18 protein-coding genes are annotated in these 23204 nt (G+C 60.9%); 12 read left to right on the forward strand and 6 right to left on the reverse strand.

Going from position 1 to position 23204, the window contains the following annotated elements; genetic code table 11:
* The first annotated feature begins 234 nt into the window (after positions 1-234).
* From eat to CAG47_RS23475, 8 genes are all read left to right on the forward strand, one after another.
* Positions 235-1608, forward strand: a complete 1374-nt coding sequence (gene eat / locus CAG47_RS23440; RefSeq protein ID WP_085727894.1) for an ethanolamine permease — start codon at positions 235-237, stop codon at positions 1606-1608.
* Between the two features lie 191 nt (positions 1609-1799).
* The gene (locus CAG47_RS23445; RefSeq protein ID WP_085727896.1) at positions 1800-3194 is read left to right on the forward strand and encodes an ethanolamine ammonia-lyase subunit EutB; all 1395 of its coding nucleotides are present in this window, start codon (positions 1800-1802) and stop codon (positions 3192-3194) included.
* Positions 3191-4027, forward strand: coding sequence for an ethanolamine ammonia-lyase subunit EutC (gene eutC, locus CAG47_RS23450; RefSeq protein WP_371917240.1), 837 nt, complete (start codon positions 3191-3193; stop codon positions 4025-4027). The genes CAG47_RS23445 and eutC overlap by 4 nt, the downstream gene beginning before the upstream one ends.
* 114 nt (positions 4028-4141) lie before the next feature.
* Positions 4142-4603, forward strand: a complete 462-nt coding sequence (locus CAG47_RS23455; protein ID WP_085727901.1) for an N-acetyltransferase — start codon at positions 4142-4144, stop codon at positions 4601-4603.
* Positions 4604-4837: 234 nt separating this feature from the next.
* Positions 4838-5494, forward strand: a complete 657-nt coding sequence (locus CAG47_RS23460) for a DedA family protein (RefSeq protein ID WP_085727903.1) — start codon at positions 4838-4840, stop codon at positions 5492-5494.
* 4 nt (positions 5495-5498) lie between these two features.
* Positions 5499-6311, forward strand: a complete 813-nt coding sequence (locus tag CAG47_RS23465; RefSeq protein WP_085727906.1) for a zinc-dependent peptidase — start codon at positions 5499-5501, stop codon at positions 6309-6311.
* A gap of 90 nt (positions 6312-6401) precedes the next feature.
* Positions 6402-6929: an inorganic diphosphatase gene (gene ppa / locus CAG47_RS23470; RefSeq protein WP_007933577.1), complete on the forward strand. Its 528-nt coding sequence runs from the start codon at positions 6402-6404 to the stop codon at positions 6927-6929.
* A 229-nt stretch (positions 6930-7158) separates the two neighbouring features.
* Positions 7159-7905, forward strand: coding sequence for a S24 family peptidase (locus tag CAG47_RS23475; RefSeq protein WP_085727908.1), 747 nt, complete (start codon positions 7159-7161; stop codon positions 7903-7905).
* A gap of 370 nt (positions 7906-8275) precedes the next feature.
* Here the strand turns inward: CAG47_RS23475 and CAG47_RS23485 are convergent, their stop codons facing one another.
* The 6 genes from CAG47_RS23485 to CAG47_RS23510 are packed head-to-tail and all read right to left on the reverse strand — an operon-like array spanning position 8276 to position 18444.
* Entirely contained in the window at positions 8276-9088 is an 813-nt protein-coding gene (locus tag CAG47_RS23485; RefSeq protein ID WP_085727912.1) for a YfaP family protein, read from the reverse strand.
* A gap of 3 nt (positions 9089-9091) precedes the next feature.
* Positions 9092-10693, reverse strand: coding sequence for a DUF2300 domain-containing protein (locus tag CAG47_RS23490; protein WP_177409068.1), 1602 nt, complete (start codon positions 10691-10693; stop codon positions 9092-9094).
* 16 nt (positions 10694-10709) lie between these two features.
* A complete protein-coding gene (locus tag CAG47_RS23495; RefSeq protein ID WP_085727916.1) occupies positions 10710-15269 on the reverse strand; it encodes an alpha-2-macroglobulin in 4560 nt (1519 codons plus the stop codon).
* Complete coding sequence (locus tag CAG47_RS23500; RefSeq protein ID WP_104451308.1) at positions 15266-15904, reverse strand: DUF1175 domain-containing protein; 639 nt, start codon at positions 15902-15904, stop codon at positions 15266-15268. Before CAG47_RS23500 ends, CAG47_RS23495 begins: the two co-directional genes overlap by 4 nt.
* A complete protein-coding gene (locus CAG47_RS23505) occupies positions 15901-17613 on the reverse strand; it encodes a DUF2138 domain-containing protein (protein WP_085727920.1) in 1713 nt (570 codons plus the stop codon). The genes CAG47_RS23500 and CAG47_RS23505 overlap by 4 nt, the downstream gene beginning before the upstream one ends.
* A 39-nt stretch (positions 17614-17652) precedes the next feature.
* Positions 17653-18444, reverse strand: coding sequence for a YfaP family protein (locus CAG47_RS23510; protein WP_085727922.1), 792 nt, complete (start codon positions 18442-18444; stop codon positions 17653-17655).
* A 278-nt stretch (positions 18445-18722) separates the two neighbouring features.
* Between CAG47_RS23510 and CAG47_RS23515 the strand changes: the two genes are divergently transcribed.
* The 4 genes from CAG47_RS23515 (at position 18723) to dxs (ending at position 23074) form a co-directional block, all read left to right on the forward strand.
* A complete protein-coding gene (locus CAG47_RS23515) occupies positions 18723-19868 on the forward strand; it encodes a Fic family protein (protein WP_085727924.1) in 1146 nt (381 codons plus the stop codon).
* An 89-nt stretch (positions 19869-19957) separates the two neighbouring features.
* Positions 19958-20200 (forward strand): exodeoxyribonuclease VII small subunit, encoded by a 243-nt coding sequence (locus tag CAG47_RS23520; RefSeq protein WP_007970180.1) that lies wholly within the window; start codon positions 19958-19960, stop codon positions 20198-20200.
* Positions 20197-21084, forward strand: a complete 888-nt coding sequence (gene ispA / locus CAG47_RS23525) for a (2E,6E)-farnesyl diphosphate synthase (protein ID WP_085727927.1) — start codon at positions 20197-20199, stop codon at positions 21082-21084. The genes CAG47_RS23520 and ispA overlap by 4 nt, the downstream gene beginning before the upstream one ends.
* A gap of 91 nt (positions 21085-21175) precedes the next feature.
* Positions 21176-23074: a 1-deoxy-D-xylulose-5-phosphate synthase gene (gene dxs / locus CAG47_RS23530; RefSeq protein WP_085727929.1), complete on the forward strand. Its 1899-nt coding sequence runs from the start codon at positions 21176-21178 to the stop codon at positions 23072-23074.
* The last annotated feature ends 130 nt before the right edge of the window (positions 23075-23204 follow it).

Here is a 23204-nt window from a genome sequence, read left to right on the forward strand (position 1 = left end):
AAGCAGCCTTCGCGAGCAGGCTCGCTCCCACAGTGGATCCGGGTCAGTCCCCAATATTTAACTCACAAGAGATCCCTGTGGGAGCGAGCCTGCTCGCGATGGCGCCCTGAATGACTCAACACCCAAGTCCTGGCCGCTCTGGCACGGGCCTTGCGTACCCGTCATTCAGGATTTGCATCCAACCCGTCGTACCCGAAAGTCCAAAAGATCGAACAAAAAAAATAGAGAGGACTTATGACTACTTCTTCCACACAGCTCAAACCCACACTCGGCACCCTGCATTTATGGGGCATTGCCGTCGGCCTGGTGATTTCCGGCGAGTACTTCGGCTGGAGTTATGGCTGGGGCACCGCAGGCACACTGGGTTTTCTCGTCACCGCGTTGTTGGTGGCGACGATGTATACCTGCTTCATCTTCAGCTTCACCGAACTGACCACTGCGATTCCCCACGCTGGCGGGCCGTTTGCCTACAGCCGCCGGGCCTTTGGCGAGAAAGGCGGGCTGATCGCCGGCATCGCCACCCTGATCGAATTCGTCTTTGCGCCACCGGCCATCGCCATGGCCATCGGCGCCTACCTGAACGTGCAATACCCGGAACTCGATCCGAAGATCGCCGCCGTTGGCGCCTATTTCGTCTTCATGGGCCTGAACATCCTCGGCGTCAGCATCGCCGCCACCTTCGAACTGGTGGTCACCGTGCTGGCGGTCGCTGAACTCCTGGTGTTCATGGGCGTGGTCGCCCCGGGCTTCAGCTTCAGCAACTTCGTGCTCAATGGCTGGTCGGGCGCCAATGAATTCACGATGGGCTCGATTCCCGGCATTTTCGCCGCCATTCCCTTTGCGATCTGGTTCTTCCTCGCCATCGAAGGCGCAGCCATGGCCGCCGAAGAAGCCAAGGACCCGAAACGCACAATCCCCAAGGCCTACGTCAGCGGCATTCTGACCCTGGTGTTCCTGGCCATTGGCGTAATGGTGATGGCGGGCGGTGTCGGCGACTGGCGCCAGCTGTCGAACATCAACGATCCACTGCCCCAGGCGATGAAAGCAGTGGTCGGCCATAATTCGACCTGGATGCACATGCTGGTCTGGATCGGCCTGTTCGGTCTGGTGGCAAGTTTCCATGGGATCATTCTTGGCTATTCCCGGCAATTCTTCGCCCTGGCTCGCGCCGGTTACCTGCCCAAAGGCCTGGCCAAGCTCTCGCGCTTCCAGACGCCGCACCGGGCGATTCTGGCCGGCGGTGTGGTCGGCATTGCGGCCATCTACAGCGACGGACTGGTCAACCTGCAAGGCATGACCCTGACGGCAGCGATGATCACCATGTCGGTATTCGGTGCCATCGTGATGTACATCATCAGTATGCTGAGCCTGTTCAAGCTGCGTAAAACCGAACCGAACCTGGAACGCACCTTCCGCGCGCCGGGTTATCCGATCGTACCGGGGATCGCGCTCTTGCTGGCGGTGGTGTGCCTGGTGGCGATGGCGTGGTTCAACACCTTGATCGGCCTGATATTCCTCGGCTTCATGATTGCCGGTTACCTGTACTTCCAGTTGACCGCTCGGCAGCGCTCCGAAGCACCGGCGGACGTTATGCTCGAAGGTATATGAATTGCACCGGTGCCGGGCCCGCTGCCCGGCGCCTGCATCATTGAAGTGCATGCAATTCCCATGTGGGAGCGGGCTTGCTCGCGAAGGCGTCGTGTCAGTCGACATCTGTTTTGAATGACGCACCGCATTCGCGAGCAAGCCCGCTCCCACAGGAAGAGCAGATTGCAGTAATTATTGGAGGACACCGCCCCATGGCCGCATTCGCCCATACCGTCGGCGCCCAGACTTACCGCTTCGACAGCCTCAAGGAAGTGATGGCCAAGGCCAGTCCGGCGCGCTCCGGGGATTTTCTGGCCGGCGTCGCCGCGCTCAACGATGGCGAGCGGGTAGCCGCACAGATGGCTTTGGCCGACACGCCGCTAAGCCACTTCCTGCAGGAAGCTCTGATCCCCTACGAGTCCGATGAAGTCACCCGACTGATCATCGACACGCACGACAAACAGGCCTTCGCCATCGTCAGCCACCTCACCGTCGGCGGCTTTCGCGACTGGCTGCTCAGTGATGCCGCCGACGAACAATCCCTGCGCGCCCTGGCCCCCGGCCTCACCCCGGAAATGGCTGCCGCCGTCTCGAAGATCATGCGCGTGCAGGATCTGGTGCTGGTGGCGCAAAAAATCCGCGTGGTCACGCGGTTTCGCGGCACCCTGGGCCTGCGCGGGCGCTTGTCCACACGCCTGCAACCGAACCACCCCACCGACGAACCGGCCGGCATCGCCGCGAGCATTCTCGACGGCCTGCTGCACGGCAATGGCGATGCAATGATCGGAATCAACCCGGCCACCGACAGCATCGCCTCGATTTGCGCGATGCTGGAGATGCTCGATGCGATCATCCAGCGCTACGAAATCCCGACCCAGGCTTGTGTGCTGACCCATGTCACCACATCGATCGAAGCGATCAATCGCGGCGTTCCGCTGGATCTGGTGTTCCAGTCGATCGCCGGCACCGAAGCGGCCAACGCCAGTTTCGGCATCAACCTGAACGTATTGAAGGAAGGCCATGACGCCGGTTTGAGCCTGAATCGCGGCACGCTGGGTCAGAACCTGATGTATTTCGAAACCGGCCAGGGCAGTGCCCTGTCGGCCAACGCTCACCATGGCGTCGATCAACAAACCTGCGAAACCCGCGCCTACGCCGTCGCGCGTCACTTCAACCCGTTTCTGGTCAACACCGTTGTCGGCTTCATCGGCCCGGAATACCTGTACAACGGCAAACAGATCATCCGCGCCGGCCTGGAGGACCACTTCTGCGGCAAGTTGCTCGGCGTGCCCATGGGCTGCGACATCTGCTACACCAACCATGCCGAAGCCGACCAGGACGATATGGACACCCTGCTGACCCTGCTGGGCGTCGCAGGGATCAACTTCATCATGGGCATCCCCGGTTCCGACGACATCATGCTCAATTACCAGACCACCTCGTTCCACGATGCGCTCTACACCAGGCAGACCCTGGGGTTGAAGCCCGCACCGGAGTTCGAGCAGTGGCTGGCGAAAATGGGCATCTTCACCCAGGCGGACGGCCGGGTTCTGTTTGGCAGCAACCTGCCGCCGGCCTTCCGCCAGGCGCTGGCGCAATTGGGATGAGTAATGACATGGATAAACTACCCTTCGACCCCCACAACCCATGGCAGGAACTGCGACGCCTGACACCGGCGCGGATAGCCCTGGGCCGAACCGGCACCAGCATTCCCACCCGCGCACAACTGGACTTCCAATACGCCCACGCCCAGGCGCGGGATGCGGTGCACTTGCCGTTCGATCACGCGGCACTCAACGCACAACTGGCCGAACGCGGACGCGAAAGCCTTTTGCTGCACAGCGCAGCGATCGACCGCAACAGTTACCTGCAGCGCCCGGACCTGGGACGAAAGCTCAATGACGCGTCGGCAAAGACCCTGCGCGAATACGCTTCGGCGCATCCTGGCGGGGTCGATTTGGTAATAGTGATCGCCGACGGACTGTCGGCACTGGCCGTTCATCGCCATACCTTGCCCTTTCTGGCACGCCTCGAAGAACAGATTGCAGCCGAAGGCTGGACTGTAGCGCCGGTGATTCTGGTGGAGCAGGGGCGCGTGGCGGTGGCGGACGAAATCGGTGAGTTGCTGGGTGCGAAAATGACGGTAATCCTCATCGGCGAACGCCCTGGACTCAGCTCCCCGGACAGCCTGGGATTATATTTCACCTACAATCCCAAGATCGGCCTTACCGATGCCTACCGTAATTGCATCTCCAACGTACGGCTCGAAGGCCTGAGTTACGGCATGGCGGCACACCGTTTGCTGTACTTGATGCGCGAAGCCTGTCGGCGGCAGTTGTCAGGGGTCAATCTGAAGGATGAAGCGCAGGTCCAGACGCTGGAAGCGGACGCGGGAACCGACATGAAAGGCAATTTCCTGCTTGGCCCGGCGAGTACCTGAACCGCCTCCGCATTGCACATTCGTACCAGTTTCAGGCAGGATCGTTGCGCGGCCGCCAAGGGTTTCCCATCGCCGTCAGAGACGTAAGACAGCCACTTGAAGACGAGACCTACCATGCGGATTATTCAAGCGACCCTCGAACACCTGGACCTGCTGGCCCCTTTGTTCGTCAAGTATCGTGAGTTTTATGGTTCCCTGCCGTATCCGGACTCGTCGCGGGCGTTCCTCGAAAAACGCCTGCGTCGCAAGGAGTCAGTGATCTACCTGGCGCTGTCCGATGACGACAGCAACAAACTGATGGGATTCTGCCAGCTGTACCCCAGCTTCTCCTCGCTTTCGCTCAAACGTGTGTGGATCCTCAACGATATTTATGTCGCCGAGGACGCCCGCCGCCAGTTGGTGGCCGACCACCTGATCCGTACCGCGAAAAAAATGGCCAAGGAAACCAATGCCGTACGCATGCGTGTTTCCACCAGCAGCAACAATGAAATCGCGCAGAAAACCTACGAGTCCATCGGTTTCAAGGTAGACACCGAATTCAAGAACTATGTAATGCCGATCAGCGACGAACTCTGAATCAGCTGCGCCCTGCTCGCGATGGCATCGCGAGCAGGCTCGTTCCCGCCTGTTCGTTATCAAACATCAGCCCAGCCATGACATTCCCCGCTACAATCTCGACGCGATTTTCACCATTCGCCTCGTATAATCCCGATATTCCCGGCTTGTAAGAAAAACTACCTCTATTTGTAGTCTTACGCGAAGTCATCCGCACAGACCCGCTGAGTCGGGTCATTACCACAGGTGCTATCCATGGATTTCAACCCGATCGACATTGTCCTGCATCTCGACGTCTACCTCGACATGCTTGTAGCCAACTACGGGGCATGGATCTACGCCATTCTGTTCATGGTCATCTTTTGCGAAACCGGTCTGGTGGTCACGCCCTTCCTGCCGGGCGACTCCCTGCTGTTCATCGCCGGCGCCGTGGCGGCCGGTGGCGGCATGGACCCGGTACTGCTCGGCGGCCTGCTGATGCTGGCGGCAATTCTGGGCGACAGTACCAACTACATCATCGGACGAACGGCGGGTGAAAAATTGTTCAGCAACCCGAACTCGAAGATCTTCCGCCGCGACTACCTGCAACAAACCCACGATTTCTATGACAGACACGGTGGCAAAACCGTGACCCTGGCGCGCTTCCTGCCCATCATCCGTACCTTCGCACCCTTTGTCGCCGGTGTGGGGAAAATGCCCTATCCACGCTTCTTTGCCTTCAGTGTGCTGGGCACCATCCTGTGGGTCGGTGGCCTGGTGACGCTCGGTTACTTCTTCGGCAATGTGCCGTTCATCAAGAAAAACCTGTCGCTGCTGATTGTGGGCATCATCCTGCTCTCGCTGGTGCCGATGATCATTGGCATGGTGCGTAGCCGCCTTGCGGGTTCGAGCTCAAAAGCCGAATCGCGCTGACACGATGTGGTCTCTAAGTGCCTGGCGTCGCCGACGCATCCTGGCCAGGCACCCGATTGCCGATGACATGTGGCAACGGGTGCGCCATCAACTGAGCTTTCTCGACGGCATCAGTGCCGCCGAAGACCAGTGGCTACGCGAAGCCTGCGTGCTGTTCCTCGACGACAAGCACCTGACTGCCCTGCCCGGCGTCGAACTGCATCAGGAGCAACGCCTGCTGCTCGCCGCCCAGGCGCAACTGCCGCTGCTGCACCTCGGCGACCTGAACTGGTATCAGGGCTTCCACGAAATCATTCTCTACCCTGACGACTTCCTCAGCCCTCAGCGCCATCGCGATGCCAGCGGCGTCGAGCACGAATGGGACGGCGAGCACAGCGGTGAAGCCTGGCAGCAAGGCCCGATCATCCTCGCATGGCCAGGCGTGATGGCCAGTGGCGGCTGGGAAGGCTACAACCTGGTGATCCACGAACTGGCGCACAAACTCGACATGCTCAATGGCGTCGCCAATGGCCTGCCGCCATTGCACCCCGACATGCGCGTCAGCGACTGGGCCAGCGTCATGCAAGAGGCCTACGACGACCTCGACCGGCAACTCGAGCGCAACCCCGATGCCGAAACGGCCATCGATCCGTATGCCGCCGAAAACCCTGCCGAGTTCTTCGCGGTCACCAGCGAATACTTCTTCAGCGCCCCGGATTTGCTGCACGAGACTTATCCACAGGTGTATCAGCAGTTGAAGTTGTTCTATCGCCAGGACCCGCTGGCGAGGTTGAAGCAACTTCAGGCGCATGACCCGGTCTATCAGGCACACCAGTGAACACCATACGACTTCTGGTACATGGCGCCGACCCAGGAATATGCCTATAATCGCCGCCACTTTTTGGTCAACTAACGGGGGCAACGCCCAATGAGCTACAGCAAGATTCCGGCTGGCAAAGACCTGCCGAACGACATCTACGTCGCGATCGAGATTCCGGCCAACCACGCGCCGATCAAATACGAAATCGACAAAGACAGCGATTGCCTGTTCGTTGACCGTTTCATGGCCACCCCTATGTTCTACCCGGCCAACTACGGTTACATCCCGAACACCCTGGCTGACGACGGTGATCCCCTCGACGTGCTGGTCGTGACCCCTTACCCGGTTGCTCCAGGCTCGGTAATCCGCGCCCGTCCGGTCGGCATCCTGAACATGACCGACGACGGCGGTGGCGATGCCAAAGTCATCGCAGTCCCACACGACAAGCTGTCCCAGCTGTACGTCGACGTGAAGGAATACACCGACCTGCCAGCACTGCTGATCCAGCAGATCGAGCACTTCTTCGCGAACTACAAAGATCTCGAAAAAGGCAAATGGGTGAAGATCGAAGGTTGGGACGGTGCAGACGCCGCTCGCGCCGCGATCACCAAGTCGGTTGCAGCCTATAAAGGCTAAGAACAGCCGCGAGCTTCAAGCGACAGGCTTCAAGAAAAACCCCGGTCGATCCGGGGTTTTTTGTGGGCGTTTGATCAGCACGCCAAACATCCCGTTTAAACAAGCCTTTCAATGGTTTTTGCCTGTTTAAAATTCCTCAAGAACGTCTTACATCCGGTCGTAAATTTCCCGCGAAATTTGAACGAAGCGTTTATTCAAACCCTTACCAGCCGCCAGTAGACTCGCGTTCATGAAAAAGAACACTAGCGGCCCACGCTTCAAGGCGCTCCTCGAAGCAGCGAACATCACCACCACCGGTTTTGCCGACTTTCTGGATACGGCTCCGCAAAATGTACATAACTGGTACACCCGCGGCGTGCCCGCCCATTGCATGGAAGAAGTCGCCAGAAAACTCTCCGTCAACAGCGACTGGCTGAAAACCGGCGAAGGCTCGAAAGACGCCCAACACCTGCGCCTGCTCGACGAGTCCGGCAACACCTTCGATGCCCAGACCATCCGTGGTGTCTACACGGTCATCGAGCCTGTCGACGTCGAACTGCCTTTGTACAAAGAAGCGGTCACCGCTCCGGGCTCAAACAAAACCCACGTCATAGAAGACTCGGAACAAACCATCCGCCTGCCCCGCAGTCACCTCGACTCCCTGGAAATCAACCACGCCGACGCCATCTGTGCCGTCATGAGCGGCAACAGCATGGGAGAGAAAATCGAAGACGGTTCGACCCTGGCGATTGACCGTGGCCTGACCCAGATTATCGATGGCGAAATCTATGCCATCGAACATGACGGCATGCTGCGCATCAAATACCTGCACCGACTACCGGGCAACGCCCTGCGACTGCGCAGCCACAACCGCGCCGAGTACCCGGATGAAATCTTCAGGGCCGCCGAAATCGAAGAGCAGAACATCAGAGTGCTGGGCTGGGTGTTCTGGTGGTCGACACTGAACAAACGGCGGCCGGTGGTGCCGTTTCTTTAAGCTTCCAGCCCCCGCCGGCCCCCCACCCGAATGACCGAACGGCTCTATCCGGCACTTCCCGCTGGGAATTTGCACCAAACCTGCGTATGCTGCGCCCCACATTTGCGCATCGACCCGCCTTTCGGCTCAGATGCACTGGCCTGGCAGATGACTTTCTCCCCAGGTCCCACAGCCGGACGCAAGATCCGGATGTACGTTTTGAAGGCTGGCGCGGTTTACCAAAAATGATCCAAGCCAGTCCCCGAGAAGCCGGCCACAAGCCGGCTTTTTAATGCCTGAAAGAAAGCGAACTGCCCCGTACTTGAATTTGTCTCAGCACTGCTGAGACAAATAAAAAAACAATAGTGTCAGCACTGCTGTCACTTTCCCCTCACGGATAACTGAACGACTTCACCAACGTCAGCTCCCCCACCGCGCGCATCGGCACCAGAAATGTCTCCATCTTCTCGCTCGGCGTTCCCTCTTCGGTAATCACCGTGACCTGCGCGGTAGTCAGCGGTTGAACGGCGTCTTCCTGCCCTTCTTCATCACTGCTGTAGCCGCCACCGTAGTAGTTCACATACACCAGGTATTGCCCTTTGATCGGCGCGGGCATGGCGAAGATTTCCGGGCCGTAGCCGGTGGTGACGTCGACGTCGAGCGCTGCGCCGTTGGGCGCGACGCGGTCGCCGTACCAGATGTGCGCGCCGTCGGGGGTGATCAGGTGCAGGTCGAGGTCGGTGCCGTCGCTGTCCCACGCCAGCAATACGCGCAATTTGGCCGGGGTGGCGCCGCCGCTGCTGTTGAGGAACTGGGTGCGGTGACGTTGTTGGCCGTCAGGGCTGCGCACCTCGACGCTGTTGCTGCCGTTGGGGAATGAGAACGGGCGATCGAAGCGGCCGGCCGGATCGATTTTCAGTGGCATGCTCACTCCGTTGACGATCAGCCGGCCGGGTTCTGTCGATTTTGGCGTGGCCTTGATTTGCCCACTGATGCGAGCGGTGTTGGCCTGCCCTGCCGGGGTATTCACCGACGAGGCCGGGTAGTTGACGGTCTGCCGAAAGCTCTCCCCTTCGCCTTCAGGCGCGCCAGTGCGCCAGCCGCCTGCGGGGGTGTCGAGTTTGGCGCTGTCAGTCGCCATCACCGATGGCAGCGCCACCAGTGAACAGATAAACAGCAAGACCTGTGGATAACGGAGTTTCATGGTCTATTCCAGCAAGAGGTGGCGGGCGAGCCCTTCGATGTAGGTTTCATCCTGGCCATTGGGGTGCGCTTCGAAGGCCAGGTGCAGGTATTCGTGGGTCAGGTCGAGGCGGTCTTGCAGCGTCAGCACGCCGCGCACGTAGATGCGTTGGCGTTCTCGGTCGACATAGGGGCGGCCGAAGGCCAGTCGACACACGGCGAAGGTGCTGACTTCGTTGTAGCCGGTTTCGCTTTCAAGCCGCGGGCGCCAGCCGCGCCGTTGCTTTTGCAGCCAGTCTTGCGCGCCGGGCAATGCTTCGCAGGATGCGACCGGGTTGTCCCAGCGACTGAGGCTGGCGCGTGGGTAAGCGTGCAGCAGGATGGCGTCGTAGCGCTGGCCGGCACGGGCCTGTTCGACGGCTTGCTGCCAGGACAGTTTGTCCGGGCCGGGTTGGTCGGAATGATAGGTGACGGTACTGCCGGCCAGCACCAGGTCGCTGGTCCATGCGGCGATATCACGAGACTCGGACGACGCCGGACGCGGCGCGACCCGCTGACGGCTGCTGCTGTCGTCGATGCTCAGGCAATCGCCACTGCGCGTGGCGTTTTGCAGCAGATACGTGCGGATGGCCACGGCCAGGGCCTTGGCGGCCTCGACCGGTTCGGCGCTGGCTTCACGCTGGAGAACCCGGGCGACGTACTCTTCGCGATCCAGACGGGCCACGAGCTTGTGGTTCAGCAGAAACAGTTCACCATCGCTGTGGATATCCAGCGCATTACCGTTGGCGAATTCAACACGATAATCACCCTGCAATGTTCCGGACGTCACCTCCGCGCCCCCTGACAGCACGCGACGAAGCGGATAGCGCGAGAACAGATCGACTTCTACGCACCTCCCCGCCTCCACAGGCCATGCAACAGGAATCACCGCGGACAATGCCTGCGCGTAATCGTGCAATACCCGCTGGCTGGTGCCCCGTCCTCCAGCCCAGAGCGGTGTACCGTCCGCCGTCCAACCGGCAAACCCGCCCTGACGCGATGTCGCATCCTGATCCGCCAACCAGCTCCAGGTCTTCACTCGCAGACGACTGCCGAGCTCGCCGACGACTTGGCCATCGGCGGCATTGAGCATCACATCGAGCAATACACGCCGGGCTTGATCCTGCGCCGGCAGTAGCGAAAGCACCTTCAACAACTCCGCCACCGAAACCCGTGTGGCCGGTTGCAGCGACGGTAGTTCCAGCAACCATTGCGGCGCCTGCCGCGTCTGCCAATAGGCCCGCCAGTCGGCAGCGTCGATGCCCAGTCGCGCGGGTTCGAAATACAGACCGCATGACTTCACCAACGCCTGATCACGCTCGATCCTGCCGCCCGCAGAGCAGCAGTAAACCTCTTCCTTCGACTGGCCACGGCACTCATAAGCCGGCTCTTGGGCACCGGTATCCACAAGCCAGGCATAGACGAACAACTTCCACACACTGCCCAAGGGTGTCTGCAAGGTCTGCGGCAGCGGCTCGCGGGCGATCACCCGGGTTCGGCTCAACGACAATAAATCGCCGTCGAAAGCCAGGCGCAGTGGTTCGTCCCGCGCCGTCGCCAGCGCTGGGATCAAACACAACAAAGCCATCAACAGCCTGTGCACGTCAGTGAACCGTGACCTGGCCAAGGGCTGCCTTTTGCTCCTGTGCCTGATGCTGTGGCGCATAGACCTGAGTGAAACGAACCGGCGGCAAGTTGAACTGCCCCTTCTGCGAGAAACGCACCAGGTGCCGCAGGCGCAATTCTCCACTCAAGGCATCGACCGGAACGGCATAAGCCATTTGCCCCGGCTCGAAACGCGCCTTCTCCAGTGCCGTCGGTTCGGTGCCCGCCTTGCCCATGAGCTTGATGCCCCAGGTCGTACGCTCGACATCGGCGCCCGGTGGCAGCGGCACCTCCAGCAGGCCGTAACGCAGCGGTCTGGCGGCTTTGCTGGTGACGATCACTTCATCGAGATAGAGGTTGTCGCTGGACAGCGGAGCGTTGCCCACCGCTTCGAGTTTGAAGGTGAAGGCTTCGTCCCCCGGCACCAGCCGAGACAGGCGGCGAGTGATGGTCACGGCCATCGGATCGACCGCCGGTTGCTGGCTGCGGTAACTCAATGCCGCGCGCAGCGGACGCTCCTGCACCCCGGTCAACGTCAATACCGTCGGCACTGGCGCAGCCCCCTGCCATGTCCAATACATCTCGCCTGAAACCCCGTACTGCTTCTTCCAGCCTTCACCCGGCGCCAACGCGATAGTGGGCGATGCCTGTTCGATGCTGCGTTGCAGCCAAGTGAGCGCCAACGCACGTTCCAGGGTCGATTGCTGCGGCAACAGGCGCTGCAACAACGCTTGGGCGTGCGCCTGATCGAAAGGTTGCAGCGACAGGTTCAGCGCTTCGGCAAATGGCTGGGAACTGACCGCAATACGTTGCTGCGCGTCGGTCAGTTGCCGATTGAACGCGCCTGGCAAAGCGACCTTCGCCTGCCTGGCCAGCGATGCCGTCAACACGCGTGCGGCCGCGAGTCCCAACGCGGAATCCGGATCGCTCATGACGAGGCTGTCTTCAGCGTCTTCCATCAGGTTTGCGGCAGTACCCTCGCCCGCTTTCGCCAGGTCGTCCATCAAGCCACCGAGCAAAGTGTTGACCGGCAACTGCATTTGTCTGGCGAACGACAGGATCAGTGCCCGCTGCAACAGCGGCGTGTTTTTAGCCTGTTTGGCGTAGACCTCCAGCACCCGCTGCCAATGCTCCGGCGGCAGGCTCAGTTCCAGCACCTGGCTGGCGTGCCAATCGGCGTAGTAAGCGTAGGCCGTGAGGAATGCATCCGGCTCGCCGTCCATGCCCCACCAGGTGAAACTCGCCGAAGGGCCCGCCATTTGTACCAGGCGCAAGCGACTGTTTTGCATGATCAGACGCAGGCGATCGCGGATCTGCGGATTCGCCGCCAGCGTCGGGTAGGCGATGCTCAACGGCAGCAGGCGACTGGCAGTCTGCTCGACGCCACCGTAGGGGTAGCTCAGCAGATCATCGAGGGCCGAACGGAACAACGCTTGCGGACTGTCATCCAGGCGCAGTCGAACATCGGTCGCATCTGCCGGCAAGGTGAGCGGTGTATCGCCGCTGCTCACATCGAGACTCTGCGTTTGCGTCACCTGCCAGCCTTCACCGGTGGCGCTCAGGCGCACCGCCAGGGCATCAGCGGTTTTGCCATCCTGCTGCAACTCGGCGCTCCACTCGCCATTGACCAGTTCGAAAGTCGGCAAAGGGATGTAGTTGATGCCGCTGTTCAGGGTCACCGGCACGCGCTGTTCGTTGCCGGCGAAATGGATCACCAGTTCGGCCTTGACCGGTTTCTCGGCCTGGCTGAAGGCGAACACACCGAGGTCCGGTTTGTCACCAACACGGAATCGGCTCGGGCCGCTCCACTTCAGGTACAGCGGTTTTTCCGAGCGTACGAATTGCTTCTTCTGTCCGACCTGACCGTCATCGGCGATTGCCCTGGCGGTGATGCGCCAGCGGGTCAGGGAGTCCGGCATCTTGAAGGTGAAGCGGGTCTTGCCGTTGGCATCGGTCAGCAATTCCGGTTGCCACGCAGCCGTGTCGACGTCCTCGCGACGCGGCCGCTCCAGCACCTTCACGCCACGCTCACTGCGATTGGCTTTACCCGGCGCACCGGGGCTGCCCGGCAAGGCGACGTCGTAACTGATGAACGACAAACTGGCACTGGTACGCACGTTGTTGCGCCGTGGATGATAGAAGAACTGGTCGATGCTCGGTGCCACTTCGGGTTGCAGGGCGTAGACCATTTCATCGACCACGCTGACTGTCAGGTGCGCGGGAACCGGCTTGCCGGCGAACTGGGTGGTCAGGTCCACCGAAACCGTTTCACCCGGTTGATAGGTTTCCTTGTCGGTGGCGATGGCCACGTCGATCTGTGGCGTTATCACCTTGATGCCGGCGTTCTGGAAACTGTACTGGCCGCCCTTGGTGTACAACACCGAGAACGTCAGGTTCGGCGCGAATCCGTCCTTCACCGGGATGCGCGCGCGATATTGGGTATCGCTGAGTTTTTCCAGCTTCAGCCAGTCAGCGCCCCTGGAAAGCAACGCCGTGGCTTCGACCTTGTCGCGCTCCAGAGACAGCAGTGCATCGCTGACCGGCTCGGGGAAAGTGATCAGTGCCAGCGCTTCATCGCTTGCGATGTACTCGGACTTGTCGAGGACGATTTCCACCGTGCCGGGTACGGCTTTGACACCTTCGCCAGTGACCGAATGACCCGTGGCGCCAATCACCCGGCCATGGGCATCCTTGAGCGCCAGGTTGTAGGTGCCAGGCCGGTCGAAGGCCAGGGTGAAACCTTTGTCGGTTGCCGCGAGTTTGCCTTCGCCGGTGCTCTGGTCTTCCAGACGGACCCAGCCGTAACTGCCAGGCGAAACCGCTTCGGCCTGCTCGCCTTCGCGGGTGTAGCTGAAGGCGACCTTGTCACCCACTGCACTGAAACGTCGGGGCGCACTCAAGCGGAAATTCGCCGCGCCGCGGTCGATGAGGATTTCCTTGGTGGTTTTCACCCGATACGCCGCACCGTCGCTGGCGAACACGGTCAGCATGTAGCGACTCGGTTTGTCGGCGGCCGGCAAGTCGAGGGACGCGTTGCCCTTGGCGTCGGTGGTCAACTCGGTACTGGTCAGCTCCACCGGAAATTGCCCGAGGTATTGCAGTTCGTTGTCGACCATCGACAGCTGTTGGGCACGCAGGCTCAGGCTCAGTTTGGCATTGGCCACCGGTTTGCCGTCCGGGTACAGCAATACCAGGTTGCCCTTGACCGCTTCGCCGGTGCGGTAGTCCTGCTTGGCCAGGTTGAGGGAAATCTCGAAGTGCGGCTTGATGTATTCAGCGACACGGAAGGCGCTGCTGTAGGCCTGATCCTTGTAGTTGAAACGCAGTTCATAGCCACCGGCCACGGCGTTCTCCGGCAACTGGAATCGGCCCTGGGTGCCAGCCTTGGAGTCGAGTTTCAGATCAAGGGATTGCAGCGCCGTGCCGGTCGCATCGAGCACGGTCACGCTGACGTCGGCAGCGCTTGGCTGCACCGAATCCCGGGCGTTCTTGAATTCACGCCCGACGATTTTCAGCAACACCCAATCTCCCGGCCGATACAGCGGCCGATCAGTGAAGGCATAGAGCTTGGTGTCGTAGATTTCACTGTCGTAGTAGAAGTTTTCCGAGACGAACACCCCGCCCTCTTCGTCCTCACCGATCACGAACGAACGCTCGGGGCTGACGTGCTTCAGGCGCAGCAGGCCGTCGGTATCGGTGGCGCCGCTGCTCATCACGCCGAGGCCATCGGTCCACAGCACATTGACCTTCGGCACCGAGCTCCCTTCGTGTTTGCGCGCGGCCCACACCAGCAATTCATCACCGGCAATCTTGCTCACTGCCACGGTGTTGGAGACGAACACCATGGTGGTCGCGCGGTACTTGCCGATCAGCGCTTCCACCAGGTAGAGGCCCGGTTTGAGATTGCCCAACGGGATGTACACGTTGCCCGGCGCGACACTGACGAACTCGCTGGAAGACCCGGCCAGGTTCACTCCGGCAGGCGGCTGGATCGGCTTGGCCTGCCACAACGGATAACGGAACTGGCTGACCACCGGCAAACCCGGTATCAGCGCGAATTGCGGCTGCGCATCGTAGGGGGTTGGCGCGGCCATCGCGTTGCCCATCTTCAGCTCCGGCACTTCTTCGGTGACTTGTTTACGCGACTCGTAGGAAAACGCCCGCTGCATCACCCGACGGGATTTGCGATACCAGTTGTCCCACAGGTACGCGAGGGTATTGGACAGACCTTCCCCCTTGAACTGGCCATCGCTGACCACCCGATGCAGGTTCTTCTGGCGCTTGAGGAAGTCCAGTGGTTTGTCGATGCGATACACCCGGATGTCAGCGCCGCCATAGGGTTCCATGCGAAACCGGCGATAGTCGCGGCCCGGCGCTTCGAGGCGCACCATCGCCTGTTCATCGCTGGCAAAACTGCTGTCGGCCAGCAGGAAAAAACTCTCGCCAGCCACTGGCGCATAGCCGCTGGCCGGGACCGAGTCATCGGCGTTGACCGCCGAAAAAGGCAGTACCAACACCAACAGCAGAGACAGAAAACGCAGCATGCGGGCACCGGTCATTGGGAGAGAAAATTCAGTCGATAGACGCCGATGAAGTTGGGGTTGGCTGCGTCGGGTATCCATCGGGTGTCCTTCCATGTCATGAGTTGCTGCAGGCTTGCCGAACGCATGCCGTTATCGGTGGGGGTGGTGGTGCCGGTGTGATAGGCGATGTAGCGGCCCATCCAGATCATCAGGTGCTGGTCGTCACCCTGATCGAAAAACATCAGGTCGCCAGGGCGCGCCTGAGACACATCGCGGCTGACCAGATGGCTGTTGAACTGGATCAATTTGATCGCATTGACGTATGGCCCGACTTTGCCGCCGCCCTGCTGCCATTGCTGGGCGAGACCACGCTGGGCATCACTCAATTGCAATTCGGGTGGCAGGTAACGATTGGACAGGCCATTACTGCGCAGCCATTTGTCGTCATGGACTTTCAGCGCTTCATTGGCGGCGAAACGCACCAGCCCGGCGCAGTCTTGCTGATACCAACGCGGGCTCGGGCCCTGGCTCAGTTGCTCCTGGGCAATGCGCACGAACCAGGCGCGGAACACCTGGGACTGCTGCGGGTCAAGCGACGGCGCCTCGACAGCGCGGGCACCCGCGCTCAGCAACAGCGCCAGCAAGCCGAGACTGCGGATCAATGCAGTCACAGCGCTTGCCACTCCAGTGGCAACCACTGCCAGTGGCCGTCCGGCTCGCTGCCTTCGGGCAGGGTCAGGGCGTACTTGCCGTAGCCGCCGAGCTTGCGCAGTTTCGGGATCAGGTAGGTTTGCGCGGCGTTGTAGAACACCGGCTCCATGTCCTGGGGCAGGCTGTCGAGGGTTTCCTGCTGCATCAGTTGCGCCATGGATTCCGGACCGAAATAGACCGGCATCAGCAGATCTTTGGGCACCACGTCGGCCATTGGCGGGAAGCGTTTATCGAGGGTGCCGAGGGCCTTGTCCACCAGCTTGTCGTCGAGGGAAAACAGCAAGGTTGAACCGTGGCGCGCCAGGCTGACTTTCATGAACGCCTTGCCGGTGATGGCGCCGGGATCTTGGGCATCCTTGGCCGCATAGGGACCGAAACTGGAGCTGACCTGACGTTGCCACTGGTGGCTCTGGCCTTCCTGCTTTTCCACTACCGGGAAGGCACCCTCCTGGACATTGCTCTCGTAGGCGCCGACCATCGAGCCGAACAGGCTGCCCAAATCTCCATCGAGCTTGCCGCTGTCGTCATCGTCGAGACTGGCCACCAGCAAGGGTGTGTACAACCGCGAATCGGCATACCAGCAAAGACCCGCCGCACCGGCCATGTGCTCGGTCAGCGCCTGGGCCGCCTGCTCCTGCGCGCCGAGTTTCACCAGCAGCGGCTTCTGTTGTTCGGCCGCCAGCGGCAACGCCACGCAAGCGCTGGCGCCCATGGGCATGGCTTGCCAGATCGGTTTGAAATCGAAGTCCGGTTGATTGTCGAGTTCATCCATGGCCAGGAAGCTGTGCCAGCCCTTGTCGTCCATGTCGAAACGCAGGCCCGCAAAGTTTGGGATAAAACGCTGATACCCCATGGCCAGAACGCTGGCATTCACCGACAGGCGTTGCTTCACCTGCGGTGCACGAGGCGGCAGGCCGAAGGCTTCGGGGAACAGCTTGTCGCCATTGAGCAACGCGGCAATGGCCATGGTCGATACGCTGCCCGGTTCCTCTGTTGCCCCACTCTGCGGATCGTAGAGTTTCGCCGGATTGGACAGCACCACCAGTTTGTCGCCATGGGACGCGAAGAGCAGCGCCTTGCTGGCGTTGTAACCGAGTTGATAGAGCCCCACGTCTTCGCCGCCGACCTTCACGTCAGCGACTTTGCTCAGTTGCGAGTCGTCCAGCGCCACTTTGGCCAGCGGCTCCAGCACCTTGGCCAGCCCACCGCGATCCATCACCAACAGGAAATCCTTGAGGCGCCCGTCCGCCCCGCGCCATAGCGCTACGTCGGCAGGCTGATCGAACAACTGCTCGATCAAGCTGTCCTGCAGCTTCAGGTCATGCTCGTAGATGATCCGCCGCAAGCTGCCGATCAAGCCCAGGCGATCGGCGTGGGTTTCGTAATAGAAGACGAAATCTTCCGTCAGGGTTTCCTTGAGGAACGGCACCGCCAGCAGGTCCCTGGGCAACTGGCTCAGCGAGTGGGTTTCCAGCAGGCCGTCCGGGCGGCTCATGCCCAGCTTGTCACTGGCCAACACCGGCGCCGGGGCCTTGGGCTTGTGCATCAACCAGCCCAACCAACCGGCCACGCCAACGACCAGGCATAACCCGATCAGCAGCGTCGGCCAATGCAGGGAAGGTTTGGCCGCTGGTGCGCCAGCGGCCGGAGTAACAGTGCTATCACTCATGTTCACAAAACCCGATGTTCATCCGTGGAGCGGGGATGCCTAGTAGTTGAAAGTCTTGACCAGCAGCAGGTCGCCGATTGCGCGCAGGGGCACGATGAAGGTCTCGCGTTTTTCATCGACGGTGTTTTCGTTGAGCACCAGATTGATCTGCGAGGTAATCACCTCGTTCTGGTTGCTGGTCTCATCGAAGTTATAGCCGCCGCTGCCGAAGTTGCCCCAATAGTTCACGTAAACCAGGTAGGTGCCATGCAGCGGTGCGGTCATGGTGAACATTTCCGGACCCGGACCATCGACACCATCAGGGTCGAGGCCGCCACCATTGGTCAAGGCCGAGTGCGCCCAGAAGGCATGTTGGCCATCGGGCGTGACAATATGCAGGTCGAGTTCGGCTTTCGGGTCGTCCCAACCCAGCACCACGCGAATCCGCGCCGGGGTGCGCAGGTTGTTGGCTTCATAGAATTGAACACGCTTGAGGGACTGGCCCTCGGCGCTGCGCACTTCGACGCTGTTGGAGCCGGCGCCAAACGCATAGGGCCGGGCGAAACGTCCTTGCTCGTCGGTATAGAGATTCAGCGGATTGCCGTTGACCGCCAGGGTGTGCGGCCCGCGCTGGGTACCGAGGGCCTTCAGTTGGCCCTCGATCATCGTGCGATTGCGCTGCACGCCCCGATCAATTGGCGGTGTGGGATAGGCGACTTGCGGGTTTTCGCTACGGTCCGGCAAACCGTTGTAACGCCAGCCGCCCACCGGTTCCGACAACTCGGCATTCGGCGCGGCCAGAATCACGGGGGCGATGGCCAACCCGATCAGCAGCAAAAGAAATGAACGCATGTGATGCCTCCTGCCATGCATGACGAAACCTTGCGCCCTATCCTCGGCGCGTTACAGATGTCGATACTGCGTTTCGTCTGAAAGACCCGTGACCCTGGGGTCGTGGATGGCGCGAAGATTAGCCAGTCGAGTGTTTTTTAACAATCGGATGTGTCTCAAAGTGCGGATGGATTCACGACGCACGGTGGACGGTGAGCCGAATAAGCGGCATATTCGGCTCATTATGTGAGCCGAATAACCTTTCTAATCGGCTCACTCCCCCTGAGAGCATCCGGTTCATGACACCTCAATGGATATGGCAGCAGCCTGATTGGCCGAATTTCACCTGGAATGCCGAACGCTTGGCACCCTTGTTGCGCGAGTGCATTCAAACGCAAGGTCGATTGATGGGCATGGCCAGTTCCGTGGGCAGTTCGCTGAGCGCGCAAAGTGAGCTGGATGCGTTGTTGCAAAACATCGTTACCTCATCGGCCATTGAAGGTGAACAACTGAACGTCGGTTCCGTTCGTTCGTCGCTGGCTCGACGCCTGGGTCTGGATCTGGTTGATGGCGATAGAGTCAGCCAACGCAGTGAAGGCCTTGCGCAACTGATGCTCGATGCGACGCAGCGCTTTGCCGAGCCGCTGACGCTGGGTCGTTTACTGGACTGGCATAAATGGTTGTTTCCAGAGCAGGACAGCGACCTCGCGGCCCGGGCGATTCGTGTCGGCGCACTGTGGGGCGATGAACCGATGCAGGTCGTTTCCGGTCGCCTCGACAAGCCGACCGTGCACTTCGAAGCGCCGCCTCGAGCGGGCCTTGAGCGTCAACTTGAAATGTTCCTCGACTGGTTTGAGGGCAGCCGAAGTCAGGCCGGGGTCGACCCATTGCTGCGCGCTGGCATCGCACATTTCTGGTTTGTCACGCTCCACCCTTTTGACGACGGCAATGGTCGCCTCACGCGCACCATCACCGACCTGGCTTTGGCACAGGGCGAGGCTCAGGCGATTCGTTTTTACGCAATGTCGGCCAGTATTCTCGAGGACCGCTCCGGCTACTACCGCGTGCTGGAAAACAATCAAAAAGCTACGACCAATATCACTGAATGGCTGGAGTGGTTCCTGCAGACTCTTCTGCGCAGCCTGCAACAAGCCATGACGCGGATCGACAATGTGCTGGGCAAGGCGCGATTCTGGCAGGTACACCAAAGATCCGGGTTGTCGGCCGAGCAGACCAAGGTCCTGAATCGATTGCTCGATGGCGGCGAAAGAGGCTTCGAGCACGGCATCAGCGCAGCTCAATACCAGGCCGTCGCCAAAGTATCCAAAGCTACCGCGACCCGTCATCTGACCGAACTGCTGGACAAAGACTGCCTGAAACGCCTGCCCGGTGGCGGGCGCAGCACGCGGTACCAGATCAAATACCCCGATGAGGCGAGAACCTGAGGCCTGAAACCACGCACCCCGCTCATTTGCCCATGAACCCCCTATCTGCTAGTGTCGCGCCGGTTTAACGTCAACCGGAAATCGCCGCCATGGCCCGCAAAAAAGCTGCACTGGATTTCGAACAGTCCCTCGCCGACCTGCAAACGCTGGTGGAGCGTCTGGAGAATGGCGAATTGTCGCTGGAGGACTCGCTGGCCGCTTTCGAGCAGGGCATCGGCCTGACCCGCGATTGCCAGGCGGCGCTGGCCCAGGCCGAGCAAAAGGTTCAAGTGCTGCTCGAGCGTGATGGCGAGCTGGCCGAAGAACCCTTCGACGCGGACCAACCAGAATGATTGCAGCCTACTCGGCCACCAGCCAGGCCCGCGTCAATGCTGCGCTGGAAACCCTGTTCACGGCACCGAGCCCCGAGCTGGCGCGGCTGTACGAGGCCATGCGCTACAGCGTGATGAATGGCGGCAAACGGGTGCGCCCACTGCTGGCCTACGCCGCGTGCGAAGCGCTGGGCGGCAAGCCTGAGCAAGCCAACGGCGCGGCCTGTGCCGTGGAACTGATCCACGCCTATTCACTGGTGCACGACGATTTACCGGCGATGGACGATGACGATCTGCGTCGTGGCCAGCCAACCACCCACAAAAAATTCGATGAAGCCTGCGCGATCCTCGCCGGCGACGGTTTGCAGAGCCTGGCTTTCAGCGCGCTGCTCGACCCACGCCTGAGCACGTCGGATGCCGAAATCCGCCTGCAGATGGTCAGTGCCCTGGCAGTGGCGGCAGGCCCGGCGGGCATGGTCGGTGGCCAAGCCATCGACCTCGGTTCGGTCGGCCTGAAGCTCGACCAGAAAGCCCTGGAATACATGCACCGGCACAAGACCGGCGCGTTGATCGAGGCCAGCGTCAAGCTCGGCGCCCTGGCCAGCGGCCGTGCCGAGAAAGACGAACTCAAGTCCCTGCAGACTTATGCACAGGCCATCGGCCTGGCGTTCCAGGTGCAGGACGACATTCTCGACGTCGAAAGCGATACCGAAACCCTCGGCAAACGTCAGGGCGCCGACATCGCCCGCGACAAGCCGACCTACCCGGCCCTGCTCGGTCTCGACGCCGCCAAGGCCTATGCCCTGGAGCTGCGCGACCAGGCCCTGCATGCACTGCGACCGTTTGACGCAGCAGCCGAGCCGTTGCGTGATCTGGCCCGGTATATCGTCGATCGCCGCAACTGACGGCGAATCCGTCAAAAAAAACCAACGCGTGGGCAGGGGGCGATGCATCAGGTAAACTGCCGCATCTTTTATACCTATAACGATTCGCCTGATGCCCACGACGTTTCATGAGATTCCCCGCAAGCGCCCGACCACGCCCCTGCTCGACCGCGCGAACACGCCGGACGGCCTGCGCCGGTTAGGCGAAGCCGAGCTGGAAACCCTGGCCGATGAGTTGCGCCTGGAATTGCTCTACACGGTCGGCCAGACCGGTGGGCATTTCGGTGCAGGCCTGGGCGTGATCGAGCTGACCATCGCGCTGCACTACGTCTTCGACACCCCGGACGACCGGCTGGTGTGGGACGTGGGCCATCAGGCTTATCCGCACAAGATCCTCACCGGTCGTCGCGAGCGCATGGGCACCCTGCGCCAGAAGGACGGCGTTGCAGCCTTCCCGCGTCGCTCCGAGAGCGAGTACGACACCTTCGGCGTCGGCCACTCCAGCACCTCGATCAGTGCCGCGCTGGGCATGGCGATTGCCGCCCGCCTGCAAAACAGTGATCGCAAGGCGATCGCGGTGATCGGCGACGGCGCGTTGACCGCCGGCATGGCGTTCGAGGCGCTGAACCATGCGCCGGAAGTGGACGCCAACATGCTGGTGATCCTCAACGACAACGACATGTCGATCTCGCGCAACGTCGGTGGCTTGTCGAACTATCTGGCGAAGATCCTTTCCAGCCGCACCTACGCAAGCATGCGCGAAGGCAGCAAAAAAGTGCTGTCGCGCCTGCCAGGCGCCTGGGAAATCGCCCGTCGTACCGAAGAATACGCAAAAGGCATGCTGGTTCCCGGCACGCTGTTCGAAGAGCTGGGCTGGAACTACATCGGCCCGATCGATGGCCACGACCTGCCGACCCTGATCGCCACCCTGCGCAACATGCGTGACCTGAAGGGCCCGCAGTTCCTGCACGTCGTCACCAAGAAGGGCAAAGGCTTCGCCCCGGCGGAAGTCGACCCGATCGGTTACCACGCCATCACCAAACTCGAACCTCTGGATGCTCCGGCGGCTGCGCCGAAAAAGGCCAGCGGCCCAAAATACTCCGGCGTGTTCGGTGAATGGCTGTGCGACATGGCGGCTGCCGATCCGCGCCTGGTCGGGATTACTCCGGCGATGAAGGAAGGCTCGGACCTGGTCGCTTTCAGCGAACGATTCCCGCTGCGCTACTTCGATGTGGCCATTGCCGAGCAGCATGCCGTCACCCTCGCGGCCGGCATGGCCTGCGAAGGCGCCAAACCCGTGGTGGCCATCTATTCGACCTTCCTGCAGCGCGGTTACGACCAGTTGGTGCATGACGTCGCCGTACAGAACCTCGACGTGCTGTTCGCCATCGACCGCGCCGGCCTGGTGGGCGAAGACGGTCCGACCCACGCCGGCAGTTTCGACCTTTCGTACCTGCGCTGCATTCCTGGCATGCTGGTGATGACCCCGAGTGACGAAAACGAACTGCGCAAGATGCTCACCACCGGTCACCTGTATGAAGGCCCGGCGGCGGTGCGTTACCCACGCGGCAGCGGCCCGAACGCGACCATCGAGAAAGACCTCGAGCCTGTCGAGATCGGCAAAGGCGTAGTCCGTCGCCAGGGCAGCAAAGTCGCCCTGCTGGTGTTCGGCGTGCAACTGGCCGAAGCCCTGAAAGTCGCCGAGACGCTGGATGCGACCGTGGTCGACATGCGTTTCGTCAAACCGCTGGATGAAGCCCTGGTTCGCGAAATCGCCGGCAACCACGAACTGCTGGTGACCGTCGAAGAAAACGCAATCATGGGCGGCGCCGGTGGCGCGGTCAGCGAATTCCTCGCCCGCGAAAACATCCTCAAGTCGATGCTCCACCTGGGCTTGCCAGACATTTACGTCGAACACGCCAAGCCTGCGCAAATGCTGGCTGAGTGTGGCCTGGATGAGGCGGGAATCGAAGCGTCCATTCGCGAGCGCCTGCAACTGCTCGACATCTAAACGCAAATCCCTGTGGGAGCGAGCTTGCTCGCGAAAGCGTCGGATCATTCAACTGAAACGTTGACTGACACACCGCCTTCGCGAGCAAGCCCGCTCCCACAGTTGATTTGTGTGCCCCACGAAACACCAT

It is taken from the genome of Pseudomonas sp. R37(2017) (genome assembly GCF_002113375.1).
Taxonomy (GTDB): Bacteria; Pseudomonadota; Gammaproteobacteria; order Pseudomonadales; family Pseudomonadaceae; genus Aquipseudomonas.

Coding starts and splice junctions, on each gene's coding strand:
- CAG47_RS23505 (WP_085727920.1), bottom strand. CDS start 17,613: ATGAGTGATAGCACTGTTACTCCGGCCGCTGGCGCACCAGCGGCCAAA.
- CAG47_RS23490 (WP_177409068.1), bottom strand. CDS start 10,693: ATGGCTTTGTTGTGTTTGATCCCAGCGCTGGCGACGGCGCGGGACGAA.
- eat (WP_085727894.1), top strand. CDS start 235: ATGACTACTTCTTCCACACAGCTCAAACCCACACTCGGCACCCTGCAT.
- eutC (WP_371917240.1), top strand. CDS start 3,191: ATGAGTAATGACATGGATAAACTACCCTTCGACCCCCACAACCCATGG.
- CAG47_RS23485 (WP_085727912.1), bottom strand. CDS start 9,088: ATGAAACTCCGTTATCCACAGGTCTTGCTGTTTATCTGTTCACTGGTG.
- CAG47_RS23455 (WP_085727901.1), top strand. CDS start 4,142: ATGCGGATTATTCAAGCGACCCTCGAACACCTGGACCTGCTGGCCCCT.
- ispA (WP_085727927.1), top strand. CDS start 20,197: ATGATTGCAGCCTACTCGGCCACCAGCCAGGCCCGCGTCAATGCTGCG.
- CAG47_RS23445 (WP_085727896.1), top strand. CDS start 1,800: ATGGCCGCATTCGCCCATACCGTCGGCGCCCAGACTTACCGCTTCGAC.
- CAG47_RS23460 (WP_085727903.1), top strand. CDS start 4,838: ATGGATTTCAACCCGATCGACATTGTCCTGCATCTCGACGTCTACCTC.
- CAG47_RS23515 (WP_085727924.1), top strand. CDS start 18,723: ATGACACCTCAATGGATATGGCAGCAGCCTGATTGGCCGAATTTCACC.
- ppa (WP_007933577.1), top strand. CDS start 6,402: ATGAGCTACAGCAAGATTCCGGCTGGCAAAGACCTGCCGAACGACATC.
- CAG47_RS23520 (WP_007970180.1), top strand. CDS start 19,958: ATGGCCCGCAAAAAAGCTGCACTGGATTTCGAACAGTCCCTCGCCGAC.
- dxs (WP_085727929.1), top strand. CDS start 21,176: ATGCCCACGACGTTTCATGAGATTCCCCGCAAGCGCCCGACCACGCCC.
- CAG47_RS23475 (WP_085727908.1), top strand. CDS start 7,159: ATGAAAAAGAACACTAGCGGCCCACGCTTCAAGGCGCTCCTCGAAGCA.
- CAG47_RS23495 (WP_085727916.1), bottom strand. CDS start 15,269: ATGACCGGTGCCCGCATGCTGCGTTTTCTGTCTCTGCTGTTGGTGTTG.
- CAG47_RS23465 (WP_085727906.1), top strand. CDS start 5,499: ATGTGGTCTCTAAGTGCCTGGCGTCGCCGACGCATCCTGGCCAGGCAC.
- CAG47_RS23510 (WP_085727922.1), bottom strand. CDS start 18,444: ATGCGTTCATTTCTTTTGCTGCTGATCGGGTTGGCCATCGCCCCCGTG.